The organism is Mycobacterium sp. AMU20-3851, from assembly GCF_043974665.1.
GTDB lineage: Bacteria > Actinomycetota > Actinomycetes > Mycobacteriales > Mycobacteriaceae > Mycobacterium.
The window spans coordinates 3,293,014-3,317,974 of record NZ_CP146371.1 but is presented as its reverse complement, the minus strand read 5'-3'; the positions used below and the strand labels follow the sequence as shown (position 1 = coordinate 3,317,974).

Below are 24,961 nucleotides of genomic sequence, written 5' to 3'. Positions count from 1 at the left end.
GTGTCGGCCGGGCGTCCCCCTTCAGTACCCGGCGGGTGCGGGCGGCAAACGTCAGTCGAGGCGTTCCCAGGTCCAGCCGCTGATGGCCGGATCGTCTTCGCCGTGCTCGCGGGTGTACCGCCGGGCGGCCAGCCGGGCATCGATCATCTCCTGCCGCAGGCCCGCGGCATTGCTGCCCAGCCCCGGCACCCGGTCGATGACGTCGATGACCAGATGGAACCGGTCCAGGTCGTTGAGCATCACCATGTCGAAAGGTGTGGTGGTGGTGCCGCGCTCCTTGAATCCACGGACGTGCAGCTGGCTGTGGTTGGCATGCCGGTAGGCCAGCCGATGGATCAGCCACGGATAACCGTGATACGCGAAGATGATGGGCTTGTCGGTGGTGAACAGCGCGTCGAACTCGTGGTCGGTCATCCCGTGCGGGTGCTCGGACTGCGGCTGCAGGCGCATGATGTCCACCACATTGACCACGCGGACCGCCAGGCCGGGCAGTCGGCGCCGCAGGATATCCGCTGCCGCAAGGGTTTCCAGCGTCGGAATGTCGCCGGCGCAGGCCAGGACCACATCGGGTGCCCGGGTGCCCTCTTCGGAACCGGCCCACTCCCAGATGCCCGCACCCCGCGCGCAATGCGCGATGGCTTCGTCCATGCTCAGGTAGTTCAGCGCGGGCTGTTTACCGGCGACGATCACGTTGATGTACTGCCTGCTGCGCAGGCAGTGGTCGGCCACCGACAGCAGGCTGTTGGCGTCCGGTGGCAGGTACACCCGCACGACCTCGGGCCGCTTGTTGGCGATGTGGTCGATGAACCCGGGATCCTGGTGCGAGGCACCATTGTGGTCCTGTCGCCAGACATGGGATGTCAGAAGGTAATTCAGCGAGGCGATGGGCCGGCGCCAGGCCAGTTCATTGGTGGTCGCGAGCCACTTCGCGTGCTGATTGGCCATCGAGTCGACGATGTGCACGAATGCCTCGTAACAGCTGAACAGACCGTGCCGCCCGGTCAGCAGATAGCCCTCCAGCCAGCCCTGGCACAGATGCTCGGACAGGACTTCCATCACCCGTCCGTCCGGGGCCAGGTGTTCGTCATTCACCGACTGCTCGGCCTGCCAGGCCTTGTCGGTGGCCTCGAACACCGCCGAGAGCCGGTTGGAAGCCGTCTCGTCGGGCCCCATCAGCCGGAAGTTGTCGGGATTGCGGGCGATCACATCACGCAGGAAGGTGCCCAGCACCCTGGTGGCCTCACCGGTGCCGACTGCGGGTTCGTCGACCTCGACGGCGTAGTCGGTGATCGGCGGTAGGTCCAGTTCCCGTAGCAGCAGCCCGCCGTTGGCATGCGGGTTGGCGCTCATCCGGCGCTCACCCTCGGGTGCGAGCGCCCGCAGTTCGGGACGCAACGCACCGGCCTCGTCGAACAGTTCTTCTGGACGGTAGCTCTGCAGCCATTCCTGAAGCTGACCCAGATGAGCTGCGTTGGTGCGTGTTTCGGACAGCGGGACCTGATGGGATCGCCAGGTCCCCTCGACCAGCTTGCCGTCGACCTCGTGTGGGCCCGTCCAGCCCTTGGGGGTGCGCAGGATGATCATCGGCCACAGCGGCCGTCCGGTCTGGCCGTCGACCCGGGCCGCGCGCTGGATCGCGCCGATCTGGTCGAATGCGTCGTCGAGGGCGGCGGCGAGCAGACGGTGCACCTCGGCCGGGTCGTCACCGGCGACGGTGATCGGCACATAGCCGTAGCCCCGCATCAGCGCATCCAGCTCGTCGGACGGAATGCGGTCCAGCACGGTCGGATTGGCGATCTTGTATCCGTTGAGGTGCAGGATCGGCAGCACCGCGCCGTCGCGGACGGGATCGAGGAACTTGTTGGAATGCCAGCTGGCGGCCAGCGGACCGGTCTCCGCCTCGCCATCCCCGACGACGGTGGCCACCACCAGGTCCGGATTGTCGAACGCGGCGCCGTAGGCGTGCACCAGCGCGTAGCCGAGTTCGCCGCCCTCGTGGATCGAGCCCGGGGTCTCCGGCGCCACGTGGCTGGGGATGCCGCCCGGGAAGGAGAACTGGCGGAACAGCTTGCGCAGGCCCTCGACGTCCTCGCCGATCCCGGTGTACACCTCGGAGTAGGTGCCCTCCAGATAGGCGTTGGCCACCAGGCCGGGGCCGCCGTGGCCGGGACCGGTGATGTAGATGACGTCGGCGTTGCGTTGCCGGATCACCCGGTTCAGATGCGCGTAGAGCAGATTGAGTCCGGGCGTGGTGCCCCAATGGCCCAGCAGCCGGGGTTTGACGTGCTCGGGGGTCAACGGTTGACGCAGCAGCGGATTGTCCAGCAGATAGATCTGCCCGACCGACAGGTAGTTCGCCGCCCGCCAGTACGCGTCGAGTTCGGCGACCTCGTCGTCGGAGAGAGTTACAGCTGTCGTCGGTGTGTCCATGGTTACCCCTCTACCCATTATTCAAAGACTGCACCTTCACCGGCCGAACTCCCCAGATTTCGTCGCAGTACTCTTCGATCGCGCGATCGGAGGAGAACTTGCCGCTGCGGGCCGCGTTACGGATGGACATCCGCGACCACGCGTCGCGGTCCTGCCAGGCGGCACTCACCCGATCCTGGCACTCGACGTAGGACGCGTAGTCCGCGAGCACCAGGAACGGATCGTCGTGGATCAGGTTGTCGATCAACGGGCGGAACACCTCGGTGTCACCGTGTGAGAAGTGCCCGCCGGCAATCAGATCCAGCACCGCACGCAGTTCCGGGTTCTTCGCGACCACAGCTGCCGGGCGGTAACCCTCGCGCTTGAGCGCCTCGACCTCGTCCACCGTCAGCCCGAACAGGAAGAAGTTCTCCGCACCGGCCTCCTCGCGGATCTCCACATTGGCCCCGTCCAGGGTGCCGATCGTCAGGGCGCCGTTCATCATGAACTTCATGTTCCCGGTGCCGGAGGCCTCCTTGCCTGCGGTCGAGATCTGTTCGGAGAGATTGGCCGCGGGGTAGATGAGGTGGGCGTTCTGCACGTTGAAATTCGGTAGGAACACCACCTTCATCAGGCCGTTGACCTCGGGGTCGAAGTTGACCATCGCCCCGACCGCGGTGATCAGCTTGATGATGCGCTTGGCCAGGAAATACCCGGGCGCAGCCTTGCCGCCGAAGATGTAGGCCCGCGGCGCCATGTCGATGCCGGGGTTGTTCTTGATCCGCAGATACTGGGTGACGATGTTGAGCACGTTGAGGTGCTGGCGCTTGTATTCGTGGATCCGCTTGACCTGGATGTCGAACATCCAGGCCGGGTCCAGGATCACCCCGGTCTCGTCGCGCACGAAGTCCGCCAGCCGTGCCTTGTTGGCGCGCTTCACATCTCGCCATTCCTGGCGGAATCCGTCGTCGTCGATGAACGCCTCGAGCCCGCGCAGCCGGTCGAGGTGGGTGAGCCAGCCGTCGCCGACGGTACGGTCCAGCAACCGGCGCAGCCCCGGATTGGACAGGGCCACGAACCGCCGCGGTGTCACACCGTTGGTCTTGTTCGAGAAGCGTTCCGGCCACATCTCGTAGAAGTCCCGCAGCACGCTGTCCTTGAGCAACTCCGAGTGCAGCGCGGCGACACCGTTGATCGCGTGACTGCCGACGGTGGCCAGATGCGCCATCCGCACCGTCTTGCCGCCGTTCTCGCCGATCAGCGACATCCGCCGGACCCGGTCCTCGTCGCCGGGGAACTTGGCCCGCACCTCGTCGAGGAAGCGGCTGTTGATCTCGTAGATGATCTCCAGGTGCCGGGGGAGGCTCTCGCCGAACATCTCCAGCGGCCACTTCTCCAGCGCTTCGGGCAGCAGGGTGTGGTTGGTGTAGCCGAAGGTCGCCACCGTGATGTCCCAGGCGTGCGCCCAGTCCAGGCGGCGTTCGTCGACGAGCAGCCGCATGAGTTCGGCGACGCCGATCGACGGATGAGTGTCGTTGAGCTGGATGGCGAATCGTTCGGGCAGATCGTAGACGGACGAGTCGGCCAAATCGTCGATGATATGCAGCACATGCTGCAGCGAGCAGGACACGAAGAAGAACTGCTGCAGCAACCTCAACCGCTTGCCGGCCTCGGGTTCGTCGTTGGGGTAGAGCACCTTGGTGACCGTCTCGGAGGTGACCTCCTCCTCGACGGCCTTGTAGTAGTCGCCGGTGTGGAACGCCTCCAGCGCGAAGGACTGCACGGCGCGGGCACTCCACAGGGTGAGCGTGTTGCAGGTCTTGACCCCGTAGCCCTGGATCGGGGTGTCGTAGGCGACCCCCTGGATGACCCGGTGCGGGATCCAGCGCACCCGCTGCACACCGGCGTCGTCGGCGTAGCGTTCGGTGTGCCCACCCCAGAGCACGGGGTAATGCACATCGGGTTTGGCGATCTCCCACGGGTTTCCGTTGAGCAGCCAGTTGTCGGTCTTCTCGACCTGCCAGCCGTCGTGGATCTCCTGGTCGAAGATGCCGAACTCGTAGCGGATGCCGTAGCCGATCGCCGGGCGTTCCAGGGTGGCCAGTGAATCCAGGTAGCACGCCGCCAGCCGGCCCAGCCCGCCGTTGCCCAGGCCGGGCTCCTCCTCGCAGGCCAGGACCTCCTCGATGTCCTGGCCCAGCTCGGCCAGCGCCGCGCGGGCAGCGTCCTCGATGCCCAGGTTGAGCAGATTGGCCCCGAGTTGCGGTCCCATCAGGAACTCCGCGGACAGATAGCAGGTGACCTTGCTGCCCAGGTCCAGAGATGTCTGGGTGGAGTCAGTCCGGTTGTCCTGCATACGGTCCCGCACCGCCAACGCCAGCGCGCGGTAGTAGTGCTCGGGACGCAGGGCCGCGGCAGGCCGACCGACCGTGTAGCGGATGTGGTCGATGATGGCCCGGCGTAATGCGTCCGCCGACAGACCGGTGCGGGTGCGTTCGGTGGCCTGGATGTTCGCAACAAGATCGGTCATGGGGGCAAGTCTGTCAGGGGTTCGCCCACATCGCGCGCGCAAATGAGCGTCGGTCCGGTGAACGGATGTGAGACGCTGCCGGGATGTCCGGTGTCCCCGAACTCGTCGACGTCCTCCCGCAGCACCGCTTCGACGAAGCGGCCCTCACCCGATATCTGGGTGGTCACGGCATCGAAGGTCCGTTGCTGATCCGGCAGTTCCAGGGCGGTCAGAGCAATCCGACCTTCCATTTACAAAGCCCTACAGGAGAATTCGTCCTGCGTAAGAAGCCGCCCGGAACGTTGCTGCCGCGCGCGCACGATGTGGGCCGGGAGTACCGGGTGATGTCCGCGCTGGCCGACAGCGACGTGCCGGTGCCGCGGATGCGCACCATGTGCACCGACGACTCGGTGCTGGGCACGCCGTTCTTCGTGATGGACCACGTACCGGGCAGGATCTTCCCCGACCGGGTGCTGCGCGACGGCACGCCGGAGGAACGCGCCGCTGTGTACCGGGACATGGCCCGGGTGCTCGCGCGGCTGCACACCGTGGACTGGCGGGCGGCCGGGCTGTCCGATTTCGGGCGGCCCGATGGCTATCTACCGCGCCAGGTGGCGCTGTGGACGCGAACGTGGGAGACCGTCAAGGTCGAGGAATGCGAAGAGATGGACCGGCTGGCCGCCTGGTTGCCCCAGCATCTGCCGGCCGGGGACGAGGCGTGCATCGCCCACGGTGACTACCGGCTGGGCAATGTCCTGCTGCACCCCACCGAACCGCGCGTCGTCGCGGTACTGGACTGGGAGCTGTCCACGATCGGCGACCCGCTCGCCGATCTGGGGTACGCCGCGATGACGTACTACCTGCCCGGGGACACCGACCCGCTGATGGGAGTGGCCGGGGAGGACCTGAGCGGCACCGGCATCCCCGCCGAGTCCGAATTCGTCGCCGAGTACTGCCGGGAGGCGGGCCGGGATGTTCCCGATGAGCTGCCCATCTTCGTGGTGTTCTCGATGTTCCGGCTGGCCTCGATCGTGGCCGGGGTGTGGCGGCGGGGACTGGACGGCAATGCCTCCGACGCGCGCGCGGGCACCGATCTGTTCCGGGACCGGTACCGCGGTCTGGCCGAGCGAGCCTGGGTGCTGGCCGGCGGGCTGTGACATTCGACCGTCTGGTAGTAAAGTTCTGGCCTGATGAGAATCGGATTCTCCAGAAAGGATAGGCTCCTCTCATGGATGTTCGGCTGACCAGTGAGCAGCAACAACTGCGGGACGCGGCCGCCAAGCTCGCCGATGACCTCGGCCCCGGAGCGGTGGGCGAGCTCGACGACGGCGACCGGGTGGCCCGGCTGGAGAAGACCGTCGCGGCCACCGGGTGGCGTTCGCTGCGCTCCGACGGCGCATCCGGGGTCGAAGTGGCGCTGGTCGCCGAGGAATTCGGGCGTGGACTGGTCGATGTGCCGTTCCTCGGTCCGGTGCTGGCCGACGACCTCGGGCACACCGGCGCGACCGTGGTGTTCGGTGACAGTGCGCCCGACGCCCGCGGGCTCAGCCGTGGAGTCTGGCTGGACGGGGGCAGCGTCACCGTTGCCGATCTCGGTGACGCGAGCCCCGGGGTCGATCTGACCCGGTGGGCGGCACCGGTAGTGGGCGAAGCCGCCGTGGCCGGTGAGATAGATCCCCAGCGGGCCCAGGCGCTCGCCCTGGTGGTCACCGCCGCCGACATCCTCGGGGCCGCCCGCGGTGCCTTCGACCTTGCCTGTGACTACGCCAAGGTGCGCGAGCAGTACGGCAAGGCGATCGGCTCCTACCAGTCCATCGCGCACATGCTCGCCGAGAGCCTGGTGCTCATCGAGGGCTCGATCAGCATCCTGCGGTATGCCGCCTGGGCCGTCGACGAGGAGGAGCCCGGCGTCGCGGCCGAAGCCGCCCGCGTCGCCAAGGTCTACTGCGCGAAATCCGCGCACACCATCTGTGAGACGTCCATCCAGGTGCACGGCGGCATCGGCAACACCTGGGAATGCGCGGCGCACGTCTACCTGCGCCGGGTACTGGTGTCCACCGGCTTGTGGCCGGTCTCGTTGAAGGAGATCTCCGTTGGACTTTCGTGACTCCGAACAGGAACTGGCCTTCCGGCAGCGGCTGCGGGGGTGGCTGACCGAGCAGGCACCGAACTTCCCGAAATCGACCGAGGAATACTGGGCTCGGCAAGGGGAGTGGCACCAGTCCCTGCATGCCGCAGGGTTTTTCGGCGCCACCTGGCCCAAGGAGTTCGGCGGGCTGGAGCTGCCGCCGGTCTATGACGTCATCGTCGACGAGGAACTGGCCCGCGCCGGCGCCCCGCCGCGGCCAAGCCTCGGTTATCTGGTGACCGGTCTGGGCCGGCACGCCGGCAAGGAACTGCAGCAGCGTTTCCTGCCCGGCATGATCGACGGCACCGAACGCTGGTGCCAGGGCTTCTCCGAACCCGGCGCGGGATCGGACCTCGCGTCGCTGACCACCACCGCCACCCTCGATGGCGACGAGTACGTGATCAACGGGCACAAGATCTGGACCAGTTACTCCGACGTCGCCGACTGGTGCCTGCTGCTGGCCCGCACCGACAAGGATGTGCCGCGGCACAAGGGCATCTCGGCATTCCTGGTCAACATGCACCAGCCCGGCATCGAACAGCGCCCGCTGAAGATGATCAACGGCGTCAGCAACGAATTCGGCCAGGTGCTCTTCGACGGCGCCCGGGTGCCCGCCGCCAATATGGTGGGCAATCCGGGGGACGGCTGGGCGCTGGCGATGACCGTGGTCGGCCACGAACGCGAGCCCTCCACCCTCGGGTACGCCGCGCGCTACGAGAAGACCGTCAACCAACTGGCCCGCCGCGGCGAATCGAGCGACGAACTCGCCTGGGCCACCGTGCAGGTGCAGGTGCTGCGCCAGCACGTGCGCCGCCGGCTCTCCGAACAACTCGACGGCATCTCGCACGGGCCGGAGGGTTCCATCGACAAGCTGCTGATGACGTGGGTCGAACAATCCGTCGGGCACGCGGTGCTGGCCCAGACCGGGACGACGGATCCCGACCTGTTCAACACCTACCTCTACAGCCGCTCGCAGAGCGTCATGGGCGGCACATCGCAGATCCAGAAGAACATCATTGCCGGCCGAATCCTGAGAATGGCGGTTTGACATGTACGACATGCCCAAGGAAATCCAGGTCGAGGCCGACGGCCCGCTGCGCATCATCACGCTGAACCGGCCCGAGGAACTCAACGCCGTCAACGACGATCTGCACGTCGGGCTGGCCCGGCTGTGGAACCGGCTCAGCCAGGACCGCACGGCCCGCGCAGCGGTGATCACCGGTGCGGGCAAAGCGTTTTCGGCCGGTGGTGACTTCAACTACATCCAACAGATCAGCCAGGACGCGGACCTGCGGGCCAAGACCATCGCCGACGGCCGCGAGATCGTGATCGGGATGGCGCGCTGCCGGATCCCGGTGATCGCCGCGGTCAACGGGCCCGCGGTCGGGCTGGGCTGCAGCGTGGTGGCGCTGTCCGACATCGTCTACATGGCGGAGAAGGCCTTCCTGGCCGACCCGCACGTGCAGGTGGGGCTGGTCGCCGCCGACGGCGGCCCGCTGGTCTGGCCGATGCAGATGAGCATCCTGCAGGCCAAGGAATACGCGCTCACCGGGGCGCGGATCCCGGCCGCCAAGGCCGTCGAACTCGGCCTGGCCAACCACGTCGTCGCCGACCCGCTGGCCGAGGCCATCACGGCGGCCAAGAAGATCCTCGAGCTGCCGCAGAAGGCCGTGGAATCCACCAAGCGCATCCTCAACATGCAGTTGGAGCGTCAGGTGCAGATCACCCTCGACTACGCCACCACCGCAGAGGAACTCACCTTCGGTACCGACGAGTTGAAGAACAACGTCGCCAAACTGCTGCAGGGCGGTAAGTAGGGCGCTCAGGCCAGCCGACTGGCCGGCACATCATCGGTGCCGGCCAGGAAATCCCGCACGTGGGTGAAGCCGTCCAGGCGCCACGCGCTGAAGGCCCAGATCGCGGCGATGCCCGGCAGCGGACCGAAGGCGGCCCACCATCGGGCGTGAGCAGGCAACACATCGGCGATCACCTGGGCGCGCGGCACGCCGTCCACGGACGCCGGTAACCATTCGTTGAGCAGGATGGTCAATAGTCGCACCGTCTCGAACGGGCCCACGATGGACGCCAAAGACCAACTGGTGCAAGCGATCACCAGCGCCCACGGCCAGGCCAGCATCAGCGACTGATCGTCGACGATATCGGCGGCGCAGCGCACCGACTCGGCGATGAACGCCAACCCGAGCACGGCGAGCAGCACACCGACCTGCGCGGCGAGCAGATCGTCGAGCACCGAGTTGGCCAGCTCGTCGGCACTGCGGGTGGGCAGCCCGATCGCCAGCGACACCAGACCGGCCACCAGCGCCAGCAGGGTGATGTGTGACGTCCAGTCGCTGACCCGGCCGAACGACGCGGTGAGCGTGCGGATCACCAGGTGCGAGGACGCGGCCGGGCCGGTGCGGTAGAGCAGCATCACCACCAGCGCGGAGATCACCACCGAGGTCAGCCACGCCACCACCGCGGTGCAGATGATGACCAGGGCCACCGAGCCGACCAGCGGGACCAGCAGGGAGTCGGTGTCCGCGCTGCTGCGGATGACGATCAGTGGCACCACACCGACGCTGAGCACCCCGACGAGGCCGACCAGCAGCGGCAGTGTGAACACCGTGATGGCGCCGGCATCCAGATCGGGGTCGCGACGCCGGATCGCAGCCACCTCGGCGGCCAGCACCGAGCGCGCCCTGCGCAACGAATACCGCGCGGGCACCGGTCATACCGCCTTCAGGTAGCGCCGGGTGATCAGCCGCTGGGTCAGCCTGGTGACCGGACCGCCGAGCCGGCTCCACCACGTCGCGTGCCGGGCGAAGGCCGTCACCTCGGCATGCACCGTGCCGTCGGCCGGGTCGTAGCGCACCGCGAACAGTTCCTCACCGGACTCCGGGTGCCCGGGCAGCGTGCCGTAGGCGAAGCCCCGCCGGTCGGTCTCGTCGAGCAGGTACACCACCCGGCACGGTGCGCGCAGCGGCCAGATGCCGACGGTCACTTCGGTTCCGACCTCCGCGGTGTCCGCATCGGCCCGCACCAGCACCCCCGCGCCGCGTTGCATGCCCCAGTGCAGGACCGCGTCGGCGGCCTCCTGGAAACGGGCCCGGCCGTGGCCGATCACCGCGTGGGCGTGCACGTGTTGATAGCCCTCGGGCAGCGGGCCCCGCGTCGCGCCCACTTCCGGGTAGGTGAGATCCACCCCGCCACTATGGCATTTGCGGGCGCGCCGGCGGGTCGATCAATCACCCACCGCGCTGCGAAATCTGTCCCGGTACGCGCGCGGGCTGACCCCCAGATGCGCGACGAACACCCGGCGCAGAGTCTCCGCACTGCCGAATCCGGCGATGTGGGCCGCATCGGTGACGGTGTGCCCGCCGTCGAGCGCGCCGCGGGCGGCATCGATGCGTACCGACTCCACGTACCGCGCCGGGGTGGTGTCCAACTCGGTGCGGAACAACCGGCTGAGCTGCCGGGTGCTCATCGAGGCCAGTGCCGCAAGGGTTTTCACGCTGTGGTCCCCGGCGGGATCGGCGGCGATGGCGGTCAGCACGGTACGCAGGGTGGAGTTCGCCGGCGGGTCGCTCTCCAGCAGGGTGGAGAACTGTGACTGTCCGCCGGCGCGCTTGAGGTACACCACCAGTGATCGTGCGACCGTGCGCACCAGTTCGGCACCGTGGTCCTGCTCGACGAGGGCGAGCGCGAGATCTATGCCTGCGGTCACCCCCGCCGAGGTGTAGACGTCCCCGTCCCGGACGAAGATGGCGTCCGGGGCCACCTCGATGTCGGGGTAGGCGTCCGACAGCAGCCGGACATGCCGCCAATGCGTGGTGGCGCGCCGGCCGTGCAGTAGCCCGGCCCGGGCCAGGATGAAGGCGCCGGTGCAGATCGAGGCGGTCCGGCGGGCCCGAGCGTGCAGTGTGGTCACGGCCTCGACCAGGGCCGGGTCGATCGGTGCGCGCACCAGAGCGTCGCCGCCGGCCACCAGTGCGGTGTCCGCCGCCTCCACCGCGTCGATCCGGTCGGTCACCGCGAGTCGGGTGCCGATCGAGGTGAGCACATCGGTGCCGTCGATTGATGCGTAGCGCAGCCGGTAGGACGCCCCGAACCGGTTCGCCTCGGCGAACACCTCCGCCGGGCCGACCACGTCGAGCAGTTTCACGCCGTCGAACACGGTGATGACGATGTCGGGCACCCGGCCATTGTGTCCCAATTTGAGGGAAAGATGGCAGATCTGCCATGGGTGCCCGCCCCCAACCCGGTCCAGACTCGATCTCAGAAGGCCCGAGAACCGCACGACCACAAGGAGATCCGATATGACCAGCAGTACAGACGAGATCGTCGCCGGCGTCGTCATCCCCGCCACCAACCTGGTGCGCGAGGTCACCGAGTACATCCGTGACACCGAGGACGACCTGCTGTTCCACCACTCCCGGCGGGTGTATCTGTTCGGCTCGTTGCACGCTCAGCGGCTGGGGCGCACCCCGGACCCCGAGCTGCTCTACACCGGCGCGATGTTCCACGACATCGGCCTGACCGCCGGCTATCGCGACTCACAACTGCGCTTCGAGGTCGACGGCGCGAACGCGGCCCGGAACTTCCTGCTGGCCCGCGGGATCGACGAGACCCGGGCCGGCCTGGTCTGGCTGGGCATCGCCCTGCACACCACGCCCGGCGTGCCGGAGTTCCTCGACCCCGAAGTCGCCTTCGTGATCGCCGGCGTGCAGACCGATGTGGTCGGCATCGGGCGCGCGGAGTTGTCCGCCGAGCAGATCGCCGCGGTGACGGCCGCCCATCCGCGGCCGGACTTCAAGAACCGCATCCTGCACGCATTCACCGAGGGCAACCTGCACCGCCCGGCGAGCACCTTCGGCAATATCAACGCCGACGTGCTGGCGCGCTACGCGCCCGGTTTCGAACGCACCGACTTCGTCGACGTCATCCTGGGCAGCGACTGGCCGGAGTGAGCACGCCGCCCGCGTGCAATACCGTTGCTGGTGTGACGACCGGCGTAGCGCACTCAGGAGGCGGATTCAATCCGCCGGATCCCACCGACCGCGGCGGGCCCGACTACGGGCGCTTCATCGAGGCGGTCCGGACGCTGCAGGACCACGCCCGCGCCGCGGACGCCCCCGACGAGGTGATCACCGAGGCCGCCGGACTGATCGAGAAAGTGTCGGCGTTGCTGGCTCCGTACGAGGCCGACGAGTGGCACTCGCCGTCCGGCCGACGGCTCGATCTGCCCAACCGGGGAAACGTCAGTTCTGTGCCACTGCGGGTGCACACCACCGAGGACGGCCGCGTCGCCGGCACCGTGCGTTTCCGTCGCTACCACCTGGGCCGCAACGGTGCCGTGCACGGCGGGATGCTCGGCCTGCTGTTCGACTCGCTGCTGGGGTACACCACCGCCGTGCTCACCAAGAGCCCGTACCAGCGCACCGCGCACCTGGGCATCGACTACCGCAAGATCGTGCCGATCAACTGCGAACTGCAGGTCGACGCGGGTATCGACCGGATCGACGGGCGCAAGATCAACGTGTCGGGCCGGATCCTGGACAACGGCGAGGTGCTCACCGAGGGTGATGCGCTGTTCATCAGGTTGAAGCCCGGGCAGCCGTGACCGGCGACGGTGAACGCAAGCGGGCCTGGGCACGGTGGCGCGACAAGATCCGCAACCGGCCGGTGATCGACCTCGGCTACCGGATCACCGTCGGGGTCATCGGGTCGATCGTGCTGGTCGTGGGAATCATCGCCATTCCGTACCCCGGACCCGGCTGGGCGATCGTCTTCCTGGGCCTGGCCATCCTGGCAACCGAGTTCCGGGTTGCGCAGGTGGCGCTGCACTGGGTGCGGGCCCGTTACGACAAGGCGATGGCGTGGTTCACCCGTCAGCACCTCGCGGTGCAGGCACTGGGCGCGCTGTTCACCACGGCGGTGGTGCTCGGCACGCTGTGGCTGTTCGGGGCGGTCGGTCTGGTCGCCGGCTGGGTCGGTATCGATTGGCCCTGGCTGAAGAGTCCGATCGGTATCGGGTCCTAGCAGGTACGCCCGGGCAACCCCGATAGCATGGGCCCGATCGTTTCATCGCCCGCACCGTAGGAGACACCCCGATGACCGCCGCCGCCAGTTCCGCCCCCGCAGCCCTGATCAGGGTCGCTGCCGGGACCACCGCCGGGGCTGCGGTGCGCGCGGCGGGGCTGCCCGAACGCGGCGCCCCGGACGCCGTCGTGGTGGTGCGCGACGCCGAGGGCCGGCTGCGCGACCTGAGCTGGACGCCGGACACCGACGTCGAGGTCGAAGCCGTCGCCGCCGACACCGAGGACGGCCGCAGCGTGATCCGGCACTCCTGCGCCCATGTGCTGGCCCAGGCCGTGCAGGAGCTGTTCCCGCAGGCCAAGCTCGGGATCGGCCCGCCGATCACCGACGGCTTCTACTACGACTTCGACGTCGCCGAACCGTTCACCCCGGAGGACCTGGCGAAGCTCGAGAAGCGGATGGCCAAGATCGTCAAGGACGGTCAGCTGTTCTCCCGGCGGGTGTACGAGTCCAAAGACCAAGCACGCCAAGAACTTGCCGGGGAGCCCTACAAGCTCGAACTGGTCGACGACAAGTCCGGCGACCCCGATGTCATGGAGGTCGGCGGGGACGAGCTGACCGCCTACGACAACCTGAATCCGCGCACCAAGGAGCGGGTCTGGGGCGACCTGTGCCGCGGACCGCACATCCCGACCACCCGGTTCATCCCGGCGTTCAAGCTGACCCGCAGCAGCGCGGCGTACTGGCGCGGCAACCAGAACAACGCCAGTCTGCAGCGGGTGTACGGCACCGCGTGGGAGTCCCAGGAGGCGCTGGACCGTCACCTCGAGCTGATCGAGGAGGCGCAGCGCCGCGACCACCGCAAGCTCGGCGTGGAACTCGACCTGTTCAGCTTCCCCGACGAGCTCGGCTCCGGCCTGCCGGTGTTCCACCCCAAGGGCGGCATCATCCGCAAGGAACTGGAGGACTACTCGCGCGCCAAGCACGAGCAGGCCGGCTACCAGTTCGTCAACACCCCGCACATCACCAAAGAGCATCTCTACGTCACCTCGGGTCACCTGGAGTGGTACGCCGACGGCATGTTCCCGCCGATGCACATCGACGCCGAGTACGACGAGAACGGTGAGGTGCGCAAGCCCGGCCAGGACTACTACCTGAAGCCGATGAACTGCCCGATGCACCACTTGATCTACCGCTCCCGCGGCCGGTCATACCGCGAACTTCCGTTGCGGCTCTTCGAATTCGGGTCGGTGTACCGGTATGAGAAGTCCGGCGTGGTGCACGGGCTGACCCGGGTGCGCGGGATGACCCAGGACGATGCGCACATCTACACCACCCGCGAGCAGATGCGCGAGGAACTCAGCTCGCTGCTGCAGTTCGTGCTCGACCTGCTGTCCGACTACGGCCTCGACGACTTCTACCTGGAACTGTCCACCAAGGACCCGGAGAAGTACGTCGGCTCCGACGAGGTGTGGGATGAGGCCACCGAGACGCTGCGCGAGGTCGCCGAGGCCTCCGGGCTGGATCTGGTGCCGGATCCCGGCGGCGCCGCCTTCTACGGCCCGAAGATCTCGGTGCAGGTCAAGGACGCGCTCGGCCGCAACTGGCAGATGTCGACGATCCAGCTCGACTTCAACATGCCCGACCGGTTCGAACTGGAGTACACCGCCGCCGATGGCACCCGTCAGCGGCCGGTGTTGATCCACCGTGCGCTGTTCGGTTCCATCGAGCGGTTCTTCGGGGTGCTCACCGAGCACTACGCGGGTGCGTTCCCGGCCTGGTTGGCCCCGGTCCAGGTGGTCGGCGTGCCGGTCGCCGATGCGCACGTGCCCTACCTCGAAGACGTTGCCGCGCAACTGCGTTCACGCGGTGTGCGGGTCGAGGTGGACTCCAGTGACGACCGGATGGCCAAGAAGATCGTCAACCACACCAACCAGCGGGTGCCGTTCATGCTGCTGGCCGGCGACAAGGACCTGGAGGCCGCAGCGGTGTCGTTCCGTTTCGGGGACCGCAGCCAGGTCAACGCGGTGCCGCGGGATGCGGCCGTGGACGCCATCGTGGACTGGATCAACCGCCGGGTGAACAACACTCCCAACGCGGAACTGTTCGAGGCCGGTATCGAGGGGGCAGGAGCCTGACAACGTGACCGATCGGGACGCGAGGGACGACGCCATCGTCGACCAGGGCGTCGGCGAACCCGACCACCTGCAGCGGCTGTGGACTCCGCACCGGATGAGCTATATCGCCGAGTCGCCGATGAAGAAGGGGGCGGGTTCGGCACAGTCGAAGGAGCCGTTCACCGACATTCCCGGAATGTCGGACGAGGACGGACTGATGGTGGCGCGCGGCGAGTTGGTCTACGCCGTGCTGAACCTCTACCCGTACAACCCGGGTCATCTCATGGTGGTGCCCTACCGGCGGGTTTCCGAACTCGAAGACCTGACCGTCGAGGAGACCGCCGAGCTGATGGCGTTCACCCAGAAGGCGATTCGGGTGATCAAGGCGGTCTCGCGCCCGCACGGCTTCAACGTCGGACTCAACCTGGGTACCTCGGCGGGCGGCTCGCTGGCCGAGCATCTGCACATGCACGTCGTCCCGCGCTGGGGCGGGGACGCCAACTTCATCACCATCATCGGTGGGTCCAAGGTGATCCCGCAGTTGCTCGGGGAGACCCGCAAGCTGCTCGCCGCGGAATGGCAGCGCATCGACGAGACGACACCGTGAGCAACTTCTACCTGATGACCCGGGCCGCCTACACCAAGGTGTCCGGGCCGGTGGCCAGGGCCGCGCTGCGGGCCGGGCTGACCCCGGACAGCATCACCATCCTGGGCACCGCGGGCTCGGTGGTCGCCGCCCTCACGCTGTACCCGATCGGGCAGCTGTGGTGGGGATCGGTCGCCGTCTTCTTCTTCGTGCTCGCCGACATGCTCGACGGCGCGATGGCCCGCGAGCGCGGCGGTGGGACCCGCTTCGGCGCGGTGCTGGACGCGACCTGCGACCGGCTCGGCGACGGTGCGATCTTCTGCGGGCTGGCCTGGTGGGCAGCGTTCAGCGCGCACAACACCGCGCTGGTGGTCGCCATCCTGATCTGCCTGGTCACCTCGCAGGTCATCTCCTACATCAAGGCCCGGGCCGAAGCCAGCGGGCTGCGCGGGGACGGTGGCATCATCGAGCGTCCCGAGCGGCTGGTGATCGCGCTGGCCGGGGCCGGGCTGTCCGCCGCGTTCAATCTGCCGTTGCTGCTGGACATCGCGATGTGGGGCCTGGCGGTGGCCAGCGTGGTGACGCTGGCGCAGCGGTTGCACGCCGTGCGCACCTCGGCCGGCGCCATGGATCCGCTACCGGCACCGCCGGCGCAGACACCCCCGCCGGAAGGAAATCCCACGTGAGCACACCCACCTCGGGGCTGCCGAATGTCGGCGGCCTCCGCGTCCCGCTGGGCGGGCAGCTCTCGGATCTCGGATATGCGACCGGCTGGCGCCTGGTGCGGGCGATGCCGGAGTTCGCCGCCCGCAACATGTTCGACGCCGGGGCGCTGTACGCCGCGCGGGGCGGTGGACCGGCGCAGCTGCGCAAGAACCTGAGCCGGGTGATCGGTGTTCCCCCGGAGCAGGTGCCCGCCGGCCTGATCCGCGCCTCGCTGGCCTCCTACGGCCGGTACTGGCGCGAGGCGTTCCGGCTGCCGTCGATGGACCACGCCGCGGTGACGGCCTCGGTACAGGACGTGGTCGAGGGCGACCAGCACATCGAGGCGGCGCTGAAGCTCGGCCGCGGTGTGGTGCTGGCCCTGCCGCACAGCGGCAACTGGGACATCGCCGGGGTGTGGCTGACCAACACCTACGGGCAGTTCGCCACGGTCGCCGAACGGCTCAAACCGGAGTCGCTGTACAACCGGTTCGTCGCGTACCGGGAAAGCCTGGGATTCGAGGTGCTGCCGCTGACCGGCGGGCCCCGCCCACCGTCGGAGGTACTGGTCGAGCGGCTGCAGGACAACGGCCTGGTGTGTCTGATGGCCGACCGCGACCTGACCCGGTCCGGGGTGCCGGTGGACTTCTTCGGTGAGCAGACCCGGCTGCCGTCGGGCCCGGCCAAACTGGCTTTGCAGACGGGGGCGGTGCTGATCCCGGCGCACACCTGGTTCACCGAGGACGGGTGGGGCCTGCGGATGCACCCGCCGGTGGACACGTCCTCCGGTGACGTCGGCGCGATCACCCAGGAGCTGGCCGATCACTTCGCGGCGGGTATCGCCGAGTTCCCGGCGGATTGGCACATGCTGCAACCCCAGTGGATCGCCGACCTGTCCGTCGAGCGCCGCGCCCGGCTCGAAGGCAGCTAGGGAGCCCCGATGCGCATCGGGATGGTGTGCCCGTACTCGTTCGATGTGCACGGCGGTGTGCAGGCACACGTACTGCAGTTGGCCGAGGTCCTGCGGGCGGACGGTCACCACGTCAGCGTGCTGGCTCCCGCGTCGCCGCATGTGACGCTGCCCGACTACGTGGTGTCGGGCGGCAAGGCCGTGCCCATCCCGTACAACGGTTCGGTCGCCCGGCTGCGGTTCGGGCCCGCCACCCACCGCAAGGTCAAGAAGTGGCTCCTCGACGGTGATTTCGACGTGCTGCACCTGCATGAGCCGAATGCGCCCAGTGTCTCCATGCTGGCGTTGATGATCGCCGAGGGGCCGATCGTGGCGACCTTTCACACCTCGACCACGAAGTCGTTGACGCTCAGCGTTTTCCAGGGGATGCTGCGCCCGCTGCACGAGAAGATCGTGGGCCGCATCGCGGTATCGGACCTGGCCCGGCGCTGGCAGATGGAGGCGCTCGGCTCCGACGCCGTGGAAATCCCCAACGGGGTGTCGGTATCGGAATTCGCCTCGGCGCCGATGCTCGACGGGTATCCGCGACCGGGCCGCTCGGTGCTCTTCCTCGGACGGTTCGACGAACCACGCAAGGGGATGTCGGTGCTGCTCGCTGCGCTGCCGCGGCTGGTCGCGGAGTTCAGCGATGTCGAGGTCCTGGTGGTCGGCCGCGGGGACGAGGAGGAACTGTCCGAACAGGCCGGGCGATACGCGGCGAACCTGCGCTTCCTCGGCGCCGCCGACGACGCCACCAAGGCCTCGGCGCTGCGCAGCGTGGACGTCTACTGCGCGCCCAACACCGGCGGGGAGAGCTTCGGCATCGTCCTGGTCGAGGCCATGGCCGCCGGCACCGCGGTGGTGGCCAGCGATCTGGATGCCTTCCGGCGCGTGCTGGAACAGGGGCAGGCCGGCCGGCTGGTGCCGGTCGACGATGCGGATGCGTTGGCCGACAGCCTGATCGAACTGCTGCGTGACGACGATGCGCGCCAGCGTTATGTCGCCGCCGCGTCCGAGGCGGTGCGCCGCTACGACTGGTCGGTGGTGGCCGGCGAGATCATGCGGGTGTACGAGACGGTCAGCGGTGTGGGCACCAAGGTGCAGGTGAGTTCGTGAACGTCATCCTGATCGTCGCGCTGGTCCTGCTCGGCGTGGTGTTGCTGCTGACCGCGAGCTGGGCCTACCTGACCGCCAACCGGCTGGACCGACTGCACGTCCGTTACGACCTGTCCTGGCAGGCGCTCGATGCCGCGCTGGCCCGTCGTGCGGTGGTCGCCCGGGCGGTCGCCGTGGACGCCTATGGCAGCGGGCCGGCGGGTAAACGGCTGGCCGCGCTGGCCGCCGCGGCCGAACGTGCCGAACGGCCGGCGCGCGAGGGCGCCGAGAACGCGCTGTCCGCAGCGTTGGAGATGGTCGACCCGGCGTCCCTGCCGACCGCGCTGGTGGCCGAACTGGCCGATGCCGAGGCCCGGGTGCTGCTGGCCCGGCGATTCCACAACGACGCCGTGCGCGACACCCTGTCGCTGCGGGAACGCCCGATGGTGCGGCTGCTCCACCTGGGCGGCACCGCAGCACTGCCCGGCTACTTCGAGATCGCCGAGCGGGCCGGTACCCCGGGCGGCCCGGTCAACCGCCGGGTCTCCGCCCGCATCGCGCTGCTCGACGAAGAGGGCCGGATCCTGTTGTTCTGCGGTTCGGACCCGGCCGGGGACGGCACCGCGCCGCGCTGGTGGTTCACCGTCGGCGGCGCGGCACAGCCGGGGGAGTCGCTGGCGCAGACCGCGGTGCGGGAACTGGCCGAGGAGACCGGTCTGCAGGTTTCGGCCGCGGACCTGCTCGGCCCGGTCTGGCGGCGCGAGGCGATCATCGACTTCAACGGTTCGGTGATGCGCAGCGAAGAGTTCTTCTTCGTGCACCGCACGCGCCATTTCGAGCCCGCCACCGCCGGGCATTCCGCCCTCGAACGCAGCTACATTCACGGCCACCGATGGTGCGATGCGACAATGGTCCGCGAGCTGGTCGCGACAGGTGAGCCGGTCTACCCGGTACAACTCGCCGAGTTGCTGGTCGAGGCGAACCGCTTGGTCGACGGACACGGCCGGGAACCCGGCAGTCGAGACGATTCGCAGCCCCGCACCATCCGGTGAGGCTACGAAATCAATCGATTTGGCAGCAGCTTTAGACTGGATCAGTAGTGGACCGGAGGAGATAGTTATGGATACCGCAGCGCAAAACGGCAGCCAGATCGGCACCGCGCGGGTGAAGCGCGGTATGGCCGAGATGCTCAAGGGTGGCGTCATCATGGACGTTGTCACGCCGGAGCAGGCCCGCATCGCCGAGGCCGCCGGTGCGGTGGCGGTGATGGCGCTGGAGCGGGTGCCCGCCGACATCCGTGCCCAGGGTGGGGTGTCGCGGATGAGTGATCCGGACATGATCGAGGGCATCATCGACGCGGTCACCATCCCGGTGATGGCCAAGGTGCGCATCGGGCATTTCGTCGAGGCGCAGATCCTGCAGTCCCTCGGGGTGGATTACATCGACGAGTCCGAGGTGCTGACCCCGGCCGACTACGCCAACCACATCGACAAGTGGCGCTTCACCGTGCCGTTCGTGTGCGGGGCGACCAACCTCGGTGAGGCGTTGCGCCGGATCACCGAGGGTGCGGCGATGATCCGTTCCAAGGGTGAGGCCGGGACCGGGGATGTCTCGAATGCCACGACGCACATGCGCAAGATCGGCGGGGAGATCCGCCGGCTGACCTCGCTGAGCGAGGACGAGTTGTTCGTGGCGGCCAAGGAGTTGCAGGCCCCTTATGAGCTGGTGGCCGAGGTGGCCCGGGCCGGCAAGTTGCCGGTCACGCTGTTCACCGCCGGTGGTATCGCGACCCCCGCGGATGCGGCGATGATGATGCAGCTCGGTGCCGAGGGTGTGTTCGTCGGTTCGGGCATCTTCAAGTCCGGTGACCCGGCCGCCCGCGCCGCGGCGATCGTGAAGGCCACCACCTTCTACGACGATCCGGATGTGCTGGCCAAGGTGTCGCGCGGGCTGGGTGAGGCGATGGTCGGCATCAACGTCGAGGACATCGCGCAGCCCCATCGCCTGGCCGAGCGCGGCTGGTAAGCCGCCTGTGGCAATCGAGGAAATCCTCGACCTGGAGCAACTCGAGGTCAACATCTACCGGGGGAGGGTGTTCAGCCCCGAATCCGGTTTCCTGCAGCGCACATTCGGCGGGCATGTGGCCGGACAGTCGCTGGTGTCGGCGGTGCGCACGGTCGATCCGAAGTTCCAGGTGCACTCGTTGCACGGCTACTTTCTGCGACCCGGTGATGCGCGCACACCGTCGGTCTATCTGGTCGAACGCATCCGCGACGGCGGGTCGTTCGCCACCCGGCGGGTCAGCGCCGTCCAGCACGGGCAGACCATCTTCAGTATGTCGGCGTCATTCCAGACCGACCAGTCCGGTATCGAACACCAGGATGCGATGCCCGCGGCACCCGGCCCGGACGAGATACCGAGCTTCAAGACCAACGCCAAGGTCTTCGATGACGCCAGTTTCCGCCAGTTCGACGAGTGGGACGTGCGCATCGTGCCGCGCGACCAGGTGAACAAGTTGCCGGGCAAGGCGTCCCAACAGCAGGTCTGGTTCCGGCACCGCGACCCGCTGCCCGACGATCCGGTGCTGCACATCTGCGCGCTGGCGTACTTGAGCGATCTCACCCTGCTCGGCTCGGCACAGGTGAACCACCCCGAGGAACGCAAGCACCTGATGATCGCCTCGCTGGACCATGCGATGTGGTTCATGCGTCCGTTCCGGGCCGACGAATGGTTGCTCTACGACCAGTCCTCGCCCTCGGCCTGCGGTGGCCGTGCGCTGACCCAGGGCAAGTTGTTCAACCAGTACGGCGAGATGGTCGCCTCGGTGATGCAGGAGGGGCTGACGCGCTACCAGCGTGATTTCACCCCGACGCCCAGGTGAGCGCCCGGGTGGGGGTGCTCGCCCTGCAGGGCGACACCCGCGAGCATCTGGCCGCACTCACCGAAGCGGGCGCGCAGGCCTGCACGGTGCGGAGGCTGCGAGAGCTGGAATCCGTTGACGGACTTGTCATCCCGGGTGGCGAATCGACCGCGATGAGTCACCTGCTGCGGGAATTCGATCTACTGGAACCGTTGCGGGCGCGGCTGGCCGACGGCATGCCGGCCTACGGGTCCTGCGCCGGGATGATTCTGCTGGCCACCGAGATCCTGGATGCCGGCGTGCCCGGGCGCGAGGCGCTGCCGCTGGGTGGGATCGACATGACGGTGCGCCGCAACGCCTTCGGGCGCCAGGTCGACTCCTTCGAGGAGGACCTGGAGTTCGCCGGGATCGACGGCCCGGTGCACGCGGTGTTCATCCGGGCGCCCTGGGTGGAACGCGTCGGCCCCGACGTGGAGGTGCTGGCCACCGCGGCCGGGCACCCGGTCGCGGTGCGCCACGGACGGATGCTGGCCACCTCGTTCCACCCGGAGATGACCGGCGACCGCCGGGTGCACGCGATGTTCGTCGCTTCGCTGTCCTGAACTCACGCCGCGCGCGGCGAGCGCAAACCGAGGGTGCGCCGGCCCGCGGTGACCAGTTCGTCCCGCAGCCTGGTGAGGTCGGCGCCGGCCTCGGGATAGTCCACGCCGACGGCCGCGGAGATACCGGCCATCACGACGGCCGCCTTGACCTGGCCCCCCATGCCGGGTTCGACGCCGGCGAGTAACGCAAGTTGGCGCTGGACGACCGCACTCCAATCCGGGCGGCTGCGCAGAAAATCGCCGACGCCGGGATCGCCGGTGAGTACCGGGATCAGGGCACGGTGGGCGACGGCCAGTGCGACGAAGCCGGTCAGCATGGAATCGGCCTGAGCGCGGGGGCCCCGGGCTGCCTCGGCGGTGCCCACGAGCTGTTCGAGATCGCCCATCACCGGTTCCAGGATCGCTTCGAGAAGCTCGTCACGGGTCCGGAAGTGATGGTAGATAGCGGATTTCGTGAGGCCGAGTTCGTCGGAGATCATCTGTAGGGAGGTGCCGGCGACACTGTGCCGGCGGAATGATTCGACGGCGGTGGACATCAGCCGCTGCCGGGTGCTCGGGGCGGGCGCAGTCACAGCGCCACCGCAGATGTAGTGCTGCTAACAATACCCGGCTCCCTGACCATTCGTACAGTATAGCCCTGTACGATTGGTCTGTAACTGGCTGTACGTTTGGTCAGTTTTCAGCCACCGTGAGGAGAGCCCCTTGACTGCTTCGGACGTGCTTGACGGCGTCGACTTCTTCCAGGATCCGGCGCTGGTCGCCGATCCCTACGAGTTGTACCGGCGCATGCGGGCCGTCAGTCCTGTGCTGCGCGAACCCACCCAGGGCGTCTATCTGGTGACCGGATACGCGGAGGCCCAGGCGATCCTCGGCGATCACGACAGGTTCTCGTCCTGCGCCAGCGTGACCGGGCCCTTCCCGGGATTCCCGGTTCCACTGGAGGGGCGCGACGAAGCCGAGGTGCGGGCCTTGATCGACCAGCATCGTGACGAGCTGCCCTTCAGTGACCAGCTGCCGACCTTCGACCCGCCCACCCACACCGCGCATCGGGCGCTGCTGTCACGCCTGATCACGCCCAAACGCCTGAAGGAGAACGAAGAGTTCCTGTGGCGACTGGCCGATCAGGTGCTGGTTCCATACGTCGCCCGAGGGGGTGGCGAGTTCATCCGCGAGGTGGCCAATCCGGTCGCGCTGCTGGTCATCGCCGATCTGCTCGGCGTCCCGGAGGCCGACCGCGGCGAGCTCACCGTGCAACTGGTCGGGGACGGCTCACTCGGCAGCGCCGAAGGTGAGGAAATGGCGCACGCGCCACTGGAATACCTCTATCACCGGTTCGCCGAGTACATCTCCGACCGGCGTGCCCACCCGCGCGCCGACGTGCTGACCGATATGGCCGAGGCGACCTTTCCGGACGGATCGACCCCGGAGGTCATCGATGTGGTGCGGGTGGCGGCCAACCTGTTCTCGGCCGGACAGGAAACCACGGTCCGGCTGCTGTCCTCGGCGCTGATGGTGCTGGCCGAGCGTCCCGACCTGCAGGACCGGTTGCGCGCCCATCCCGAACAGATTCCCGGTTTCATCGAGGAGGCGTTGCGCTTCGAGAGCCCGATCCGCGGTGACTTCCGGCTCGCCCGTGCCGCGACGACCGTGGGGGGTGTCGACATCCCGGCCGGGGCCACGGTGATGGTGAATCTCGGTGCCGCCAACCGGGATCCGCGCCAATTCGAGGACCCGGACACCTTCGACCTGGACCGGCCCAACGCCCGCCGGCACATCGCCTTCGGCCGCGGCATCCACAGCTGTATCGGGGCGCCGCTGGCACGCGCGGAGGGCCGGGTCGTCATCGAGCGCCTGCTGGCCGGCGTCGCCGGTATCCGCATCGACGAGAGTCGCCACGGTGCCCCCGGCAAGCGCAGCTATGACTACGTACCGACCTTCATCCTGCGTGGCCTGACCGAACTGCACCTGCACATCGACCCCGCGGGGGCCGCCTCATGATCGTCACCGTCGACGCGCAGGCCATCCCCACCGCGGTCCCCGCCGAATTCACCGAAGCGGTCGCCCAGTCCGCAGCCAGCTGCCCGGAACGGGCCATCCATCTGAAAGAAGAATCATGACAACCGATTTCGCCCGCAAAGACCGCACCGCCTTCGATCTGTCCGGCAAGGTGGTGGTCATCGTCGGCGGCGGGCAGATGCCGGGCGACACCGTCGGCAACGGCCGGGCCACCGCGCTGCTGGCAGCCCGGCACGGTGCCGAGGTGGTGGCGGTCGACATCAACCTCGACTCCGCGCAGGAGACCGCCGACCTGATCATCGCCGAGGGTGGCAGGGCCTACGCGGTGCAGGCCGACGTCGCCGAAAAGGAAGACTGCCAACGGATCTTCGACACCGTCATGGCCCGCAGCGGCCGGGTGGACGGCATGGTCTACAGCGCGGCGGTCAATCCGCCGTTCGACTTCGAGACCAACTCCATGACCACGGAGAACTTCAACCGCGGCATCAACGTGAACATGCTCGGGGCATACCACTGCAACCTTTTTGCCGCCGAATGCATGCAGCGCAACGAGGGTGCCAGCACCGGCAGCATCGTCAACTTCTCCTCGATTGCCAGCCTGAAGAACGAGATCGGGCTGAACATCGGCATCATGCCGTATGCGCTGGGCAAGTGCGGGCTGAACTACATCACCGAACTGACCGCGGTGCAGTTCGCCGCGGCCGGGGTACGGGCCAACACGCTGATGCTCGGCCCGATCGACTCCACCCTGGGCAACCACGATTCCCAGGAATTGTTCGGGCACACCCCCGAAGAGGTCGACGAGGCCTACGGCGAGGTCGTCAAACTCAAGATGGGCCGGGCCAGCACCTGGGAGACGGCGTATGCCGCGCTGTACCTGCTGGCCGACGAATCCCGGTTCATGACCGGCCAGCAGATCCGCCTCGACGGGGGAGCGGCGCTGGTGCGCTGA

General features: G+C 68.0%; 25 protein-coding genes. 19 read left to right on the top strand and 6 right to left on the bottom strand.

Annotated elements, in window-relative coordinates; genetic code table 11:
• Nucleotides 1-51: 51 nt before the first annotated feature.
• Nucleotides 52-2,430, bottom strand: a complete 2,379-nt coding sequence (locus V4U86_RS15800) for a phosphoketolase family protein (protein ID WP_395306916.1) — start codon at nt 2,428-2,430, stop codon at nt 52-54.
• A gap of 10 nt (nt 2,431-2,440) precedes the next feature.
• The gene (locus V4U86_RS15795) at nt 2,441-4,939 is read right to left on the bottom strand and encodes a glycogen/starch/alpha-glucan phosphorylase (protein ID WP_395306915.1); all 2,499 of its coding nucleotides are present in this window, start codon (nt 4,937-4,939) and stop codon (nt 2,441-2,443) included.
• Nucleotides 4,940-5,022: 83 nt separating this feature from the next.
• On the opposite strand from V4U86_RS15795, the gene V4U86_RS15790 reads away from it, so the two are divergent.
• The 4 genes from V4U86_RS15790 (at nt 5,023) to V4U86_RS15775 (ending at nt 8,863) form a co-directional block, all read left to right on the top strand.
• On the top strand, nt 5,023-6,075 hold the full coding sequence (locus V4U86_RS15790) for a phosphotransferase family protein (protein ID WP_395306914.1): 1,053 nt from the start codon (nt 5,023-5,025) through the stop codon (nt 6,073-6,075).
• 71 nt (nt 6,076-6,146) lie between these two features.
• Nucleotides 6,147-7,025: an acyl-CoA dehydrogenase family protein gene (locus V4U86_RS15785; protein WP_395306913.1), complete on the top strand. Its 879-nt coding sequence runs from the start codon at nt 6,147-6,149 to the stop codon at nt 7,023-7,025.
• On the top strand, nt 7,012-8,094 hold the full coding sequence (locus tag V4U86_RS15780; protein ID WP_395306912.1) for an acyl-CoA dehydrogenase family protein: 1,083 nt from the start codon (nt 7,012-7,014) through the stop codon (nt 8,092-8,094). The genes V4U86_RS15785 and V4U86_RS15780 overlap by 14 nt, the downstream gene beginning before the upstream one ends.
• A 1-nt stretch (nt 8,095) precedes the next feature.
• Complete coding sequence (locus V4U86_RS15775; protein ID WP_395306911.1) at nt 8,096-8,863, top strand: enoyl-CoA hydratase/isomerase family protein; 768 nt, start codon at nt 8,096-8,098, stop codon at nt 8,861-8,863.
• A gap of 5 nt (nt 8,864-8,868) precedes the next feature.
• On the opposite strand, the gene V4U86_RS15770 is transcribed toward V4U86_RS15775, so the two are convergent.
• Genes V4U86_RS15770 through V4U86_RS15760 form a run of 3 tightly spaced genes read right to left on the bottom strand, consistent with a single transcriptional unit; the run spans nt 8,869 to nt 11,241 of the window.
• Nucleotides 8,869-9,771, bottom strand: a complete 903-nt coding sequence (locus tag V4U86_RS15770) for a hypothetical protein (protein ID WP_395306910.1) — start codon at nt 9,769-9,771, stop codon at nt 8,869-8,871.
• 3 nt (nt 9,772-9,774) lie between these two features.
• Nucleotides 9,775-10,248 carry a DUF1990 domain-containing protein gene (locus V4U86_RS15765; RefSeq protein ID WP_395306909.1) on the bottom strand — a complete coding sequence of 158 codons (474 nt, stop codon included), beginning with the start codon at nt 10,246-10,248 and terminating at the stop codon, nt 9,775-9,777.
• Nucleotides 10,249-10,287: 39 nt separating this feature from the next.
• The gene (locus V4U86_RS15760) at nt 10,288-11,241 is read right to left on the bottom strand and encodes a GlxA family transcriptional regulator (protein WP_395306908.1); all 954 of its coding nucleotides are present in this window, start codon (nt 11,239-11,241) and stop codon (nt 10,288-10,290) included.
• Nucleotides 11,242-11,362: 121 nt separating this feature from the next.
• On the opposite strand from V4U86_RS15760, the gene V4U86_RS15755 reads away from it, so the two are divergent.
• The 12 genes from V4U86_RS15755 to pdxT all read left to right on the top strand — a co-directional run bounded on the left by V4U86_RS15755 (nt 11,363) and on the right by pdxT (nt 21,993).
• Nucleotides 11,363-12,013: an HD domain-containing protein gene (locus V4U86_RS15755; RefSeq protein ID WP_395306907.1), complete on the top strand. Its 651-nt coding sequence runs from the start codon at nt 11,363-11,365 to the stop codon at nt 12,011-12,013.
• Nucleotides 12,014-12,045: 32 nt separating this feature from the next.
• Nucleotides 12,046-12,666 carry a PaaI family thioesterase gene (locus V4U86_RS15750; RefSeq protein WP_395306906.1) on the top strand — a complete coding sequence of 207 codons (621 nt, stop codon included), beginning with the start codon at nt 12,046-12,048 and terminating at the stop codon, nt 12,664-12,666.
• Complete coding sequence (locus tag V4U86_RS15745; protein WP_395306905.1) at nt 12,663-13,085, top strand: TIGR02611 family protein; 423 nt, start codon at nt 12,663-12,665, stop codon at nt 13,083-13,085. Before V4U86_RS15750 ends, V4U86_RS15745 begins: the two co-directional genes overlap by 4 nt.
• Before the next feature lie 71 nt (nt 13,086-13,156).
• A complete protein-coding gene (gene thrS, locus V4U86_RS15740) occupies nt 13,157-15,220 on the top strand; it encodes a threonine--tRNA ligase (RefSeq protein ID WP_395306904.1) in 2,064 nt (687 codons plus the stop codon).
• Between the two features lie 4 nt (nt 15,221-15,224).
• Nucleotides 15,225-15,806, top strand: a complete 582-nt coding sequence (locus tag V4U86_RS15735; RefSeq protein WP_395306903.1) for an HIT family protein — start codon at nt 15,225-15,227, stop codon at nt 15,804-15,806.
• Nucleotides 15,803-16,471: a phosphatidylinositol phosphate synthase gene (gene pgsA, locus V4U86_RS15730; RefSeq protein ID WP_395306902.1), complete on the top strand. Its 669-nt coding sequence runs from the start codon at nt 15,803-15,805 to the stop codon at nt 16,469-16,471. Before V4U86_RS15735 ends, pgsA begins: the two co-directional genes overlap by 4 nt.
• Nucleotides 16,468-17,418 carry a phosphatidylinositol mannoside acyltransferase gene (locus tag V4U86_RS15725; protein ID WP_395306901.1) on the top strand — a complete coding sequence of 317 codons (951 nt, stop codon included), beginning with the start codon at nt 16,468-16,470 and terminating at the stop codon, nt 17,416-17,418. Before pgsA ends, V4U86_RS15725 begins: the two co-directional genes overlap by 4 nt.
• A 9-nt stretch (nt 17,419-17,427) precedes the next feature.
• Nucleotides 17,428-18,552, top strand: a complete 1,125-nt coding sequence (locus V4U86_RS15720) for a glycosyltransferase family 4 protein (RefSeq protein ID WP_395306900.1) — start codon at nt 17,428-17,430, stop codon at nt 18,550-18,552.
• Nucleotides 18,549-19,583, top strand: a complete 1,035-nt coding sequence (locus V4U86_RS15715; protein ID WP_395306899.1) for an NUDIX hydrolase — start codon at nt 18,549-18,551, stop codon at nt 19,581-19,583. The genes V4U86_RS15720 and V4U86_RS15715 overlap by 4 nt, the downstream gene beginning before the upstream one ends.
• Nucleotides 19,584-19,650: 67 nt before the next feature.
• A complete protein-coding gene (gene pdxS / locus V4U86_RS15710; RefSeq protein ID WP_395306898.1) occupies nt 19,651-20,556 on the top strand; it encodes a pyridoxal 5'-phosphate synthase lyase subunit PdxS in 906 nt (301 codons plus the stop codon).
• 7 nt (nt 20,557-20,563) lie between these two features.
• Nucleotides 20,564-21,412, top strand: a complete 849-nt coding sequence (tesB, locus tag V4U86_RS15705; protein ID WP_395306897.1) for an acyl-CoA thioesterase II — start codon at nt 20,564-20,566, stop codon at nt 21,410-21,412.
• Nucleotides 21,409-21,993: a pyridoxal 5'-phosphate synthase glutaminase subunit PdxT gene (gene pdxT, locus V4U86_RS15700; protein WP_395306896.1), complete on the top strand. Its 585-nt coding sequence runs from the start codon at nt 21,409-21,411 to the stop codon at nt 21,991-21,993. The genes tesB and pdxT overlap by 4 nt, the downstream gene beginning before the upstream one ends.
• 2 nt (nt 21,994-21,995) lie before the next feature.
• Here pdxT and V4U86_RS15695 read toward each other — a convergent pair whose 3' ends face one another.
• Nucleotides 21,996-22,529, bottom strand: coding sequence for a TetR/AcrR family transcriptional regulator (locus tag V4U86_RS15695; protein WP_395312067.1), 534 nt, complete (start codon nt 22,527-22,529; stop codon nt 21,996-21,998).
• A gap of 166 nt (nt 22,530-22,695) precedes the next feature.
• Here V4U86_RS15695 and V4U86_RS15690 point away from each other — a divergent pair, with 166 nt between their 5' ends.
• From V4U86_RS15690 to V4U86_RS15680, 3 genes are read left to right on the top strand one after another with little or no spacing between them, the layout of a single operon-like run.
• A complete protein-coding gene (locus V4U86_RS15690) occupies nt 22,696-23,991 on the top strand; it encodes a cytochrome P450 (protein ID WP_395306895.1) in 1,296 nt (431 codons plus the stop codon).
• Nucleotides 23,988-24,110: a hypothetical protein gene (locus V4U86_RS15685; protein WP_395306894.1), complete on the top strand. Its 123-nt coding sequence runs from the start codon at nt 23,988-23,990 to the stop codon at nt 24,108-24,110. Before V4U86_RS15690 ends, V4U86_RS15685 begins: the two co-directional genes overlap by 4 nt.
• Complete coding sequence (locus tag V4U86_RS15680; RefSeq protein WP_395306893.1) at nt 24,107-24,961, top strand: SDR family NAD(P)-dependent oxidoreductase; 855 nt, start codon at nt 24,107-24,109, stop codon at nt 24,959-24,961. The genes V4U86_RS15685 and V4U86_RS15680 overlap by 4 nt, the downstream gene beginning before the upstream one ends.

Coding starts and splice junctions, on each gene's coding strand:
- V4U86_RS15775 (WP_395306911.1), top strand. CDS start 8,096: ATGTACGACATGCCCAAGGAAATCCAGGTCGAGGCCGACGGCCCGCTG.
- V4U86_RS15785 (WP_395306913.1), top strand. CDS start 6,147: ATGGATGTTCGGCTGACCAGTGAGCAGCAACAACTGCGGGACGCGGCC.
- V4U86_RS15720 (WP_395306900.1), top strand. CDS start 17,428: ATGCGCATCGGGATGGTGTGCCCGTACTCGTTCGATGTGCACGGCGGT.
- V4U86_RS15695 (WP_395312067.1), bottom strand. CDS start 22,529: ATGTCCACCGCCGTCGAATCATTCCGCCGGCACAGTGTCGCCGGCACC.
- V4U86_RS15800 (WP_395306916.1), bottom strand. CDS start 2,430: ATGGACACACCGACGACAGCTGTAACTCTCTCCGACGACGAGGTCGCC.
- V4U86_RS15790 (WP_395306914.1), top strand. CDS start 5,023: ATGTCCGGTGTCCCCGAACTCGTCGACGTCCTCCCGCAGCACCGCTTC.
- V4U86_RS15795 (WP_395306915.1), bottom strand. CDS start 4,939: ATGACCGATCTTGTTGCGAACATCCAGGCCACCGAACGCACCCGCACC.
- V4U86_RS15755 (WP_395306907.1), top strand. CDS start 11,363: ATGACCAGCAGTACAGACGAGATCGTCGCCGGCGTCGTCATCCCCGCC.
- thrS (WP_395306904.1), top strand. CDS start 13,157: ATGACCGCCGCCGCCAGTTCCGCCCCCGCAGCCCTGATCAGGGTCGCT.
- V4U86_RS15680 (WP_395306893.1), top strand. CDS start 24,107: ATGACAACCGATTTCGCCCGCAAAGACCGCACCGCCTTCGATCTGTCC.
- pdxS (WP_395306898.1), top strand. CDS start 19,651: ATGGATACCGCAGCGCAAAACGGCAGCCAGATCGGCACCGCGCGGGTG.
- V4U86_RS15685 (WP_395306894.1), top strand. CDS start 23,988: ATGATCGTCACCGTCGACGCGCAGGCCATCCCCACCGCGGTCCCCGCC.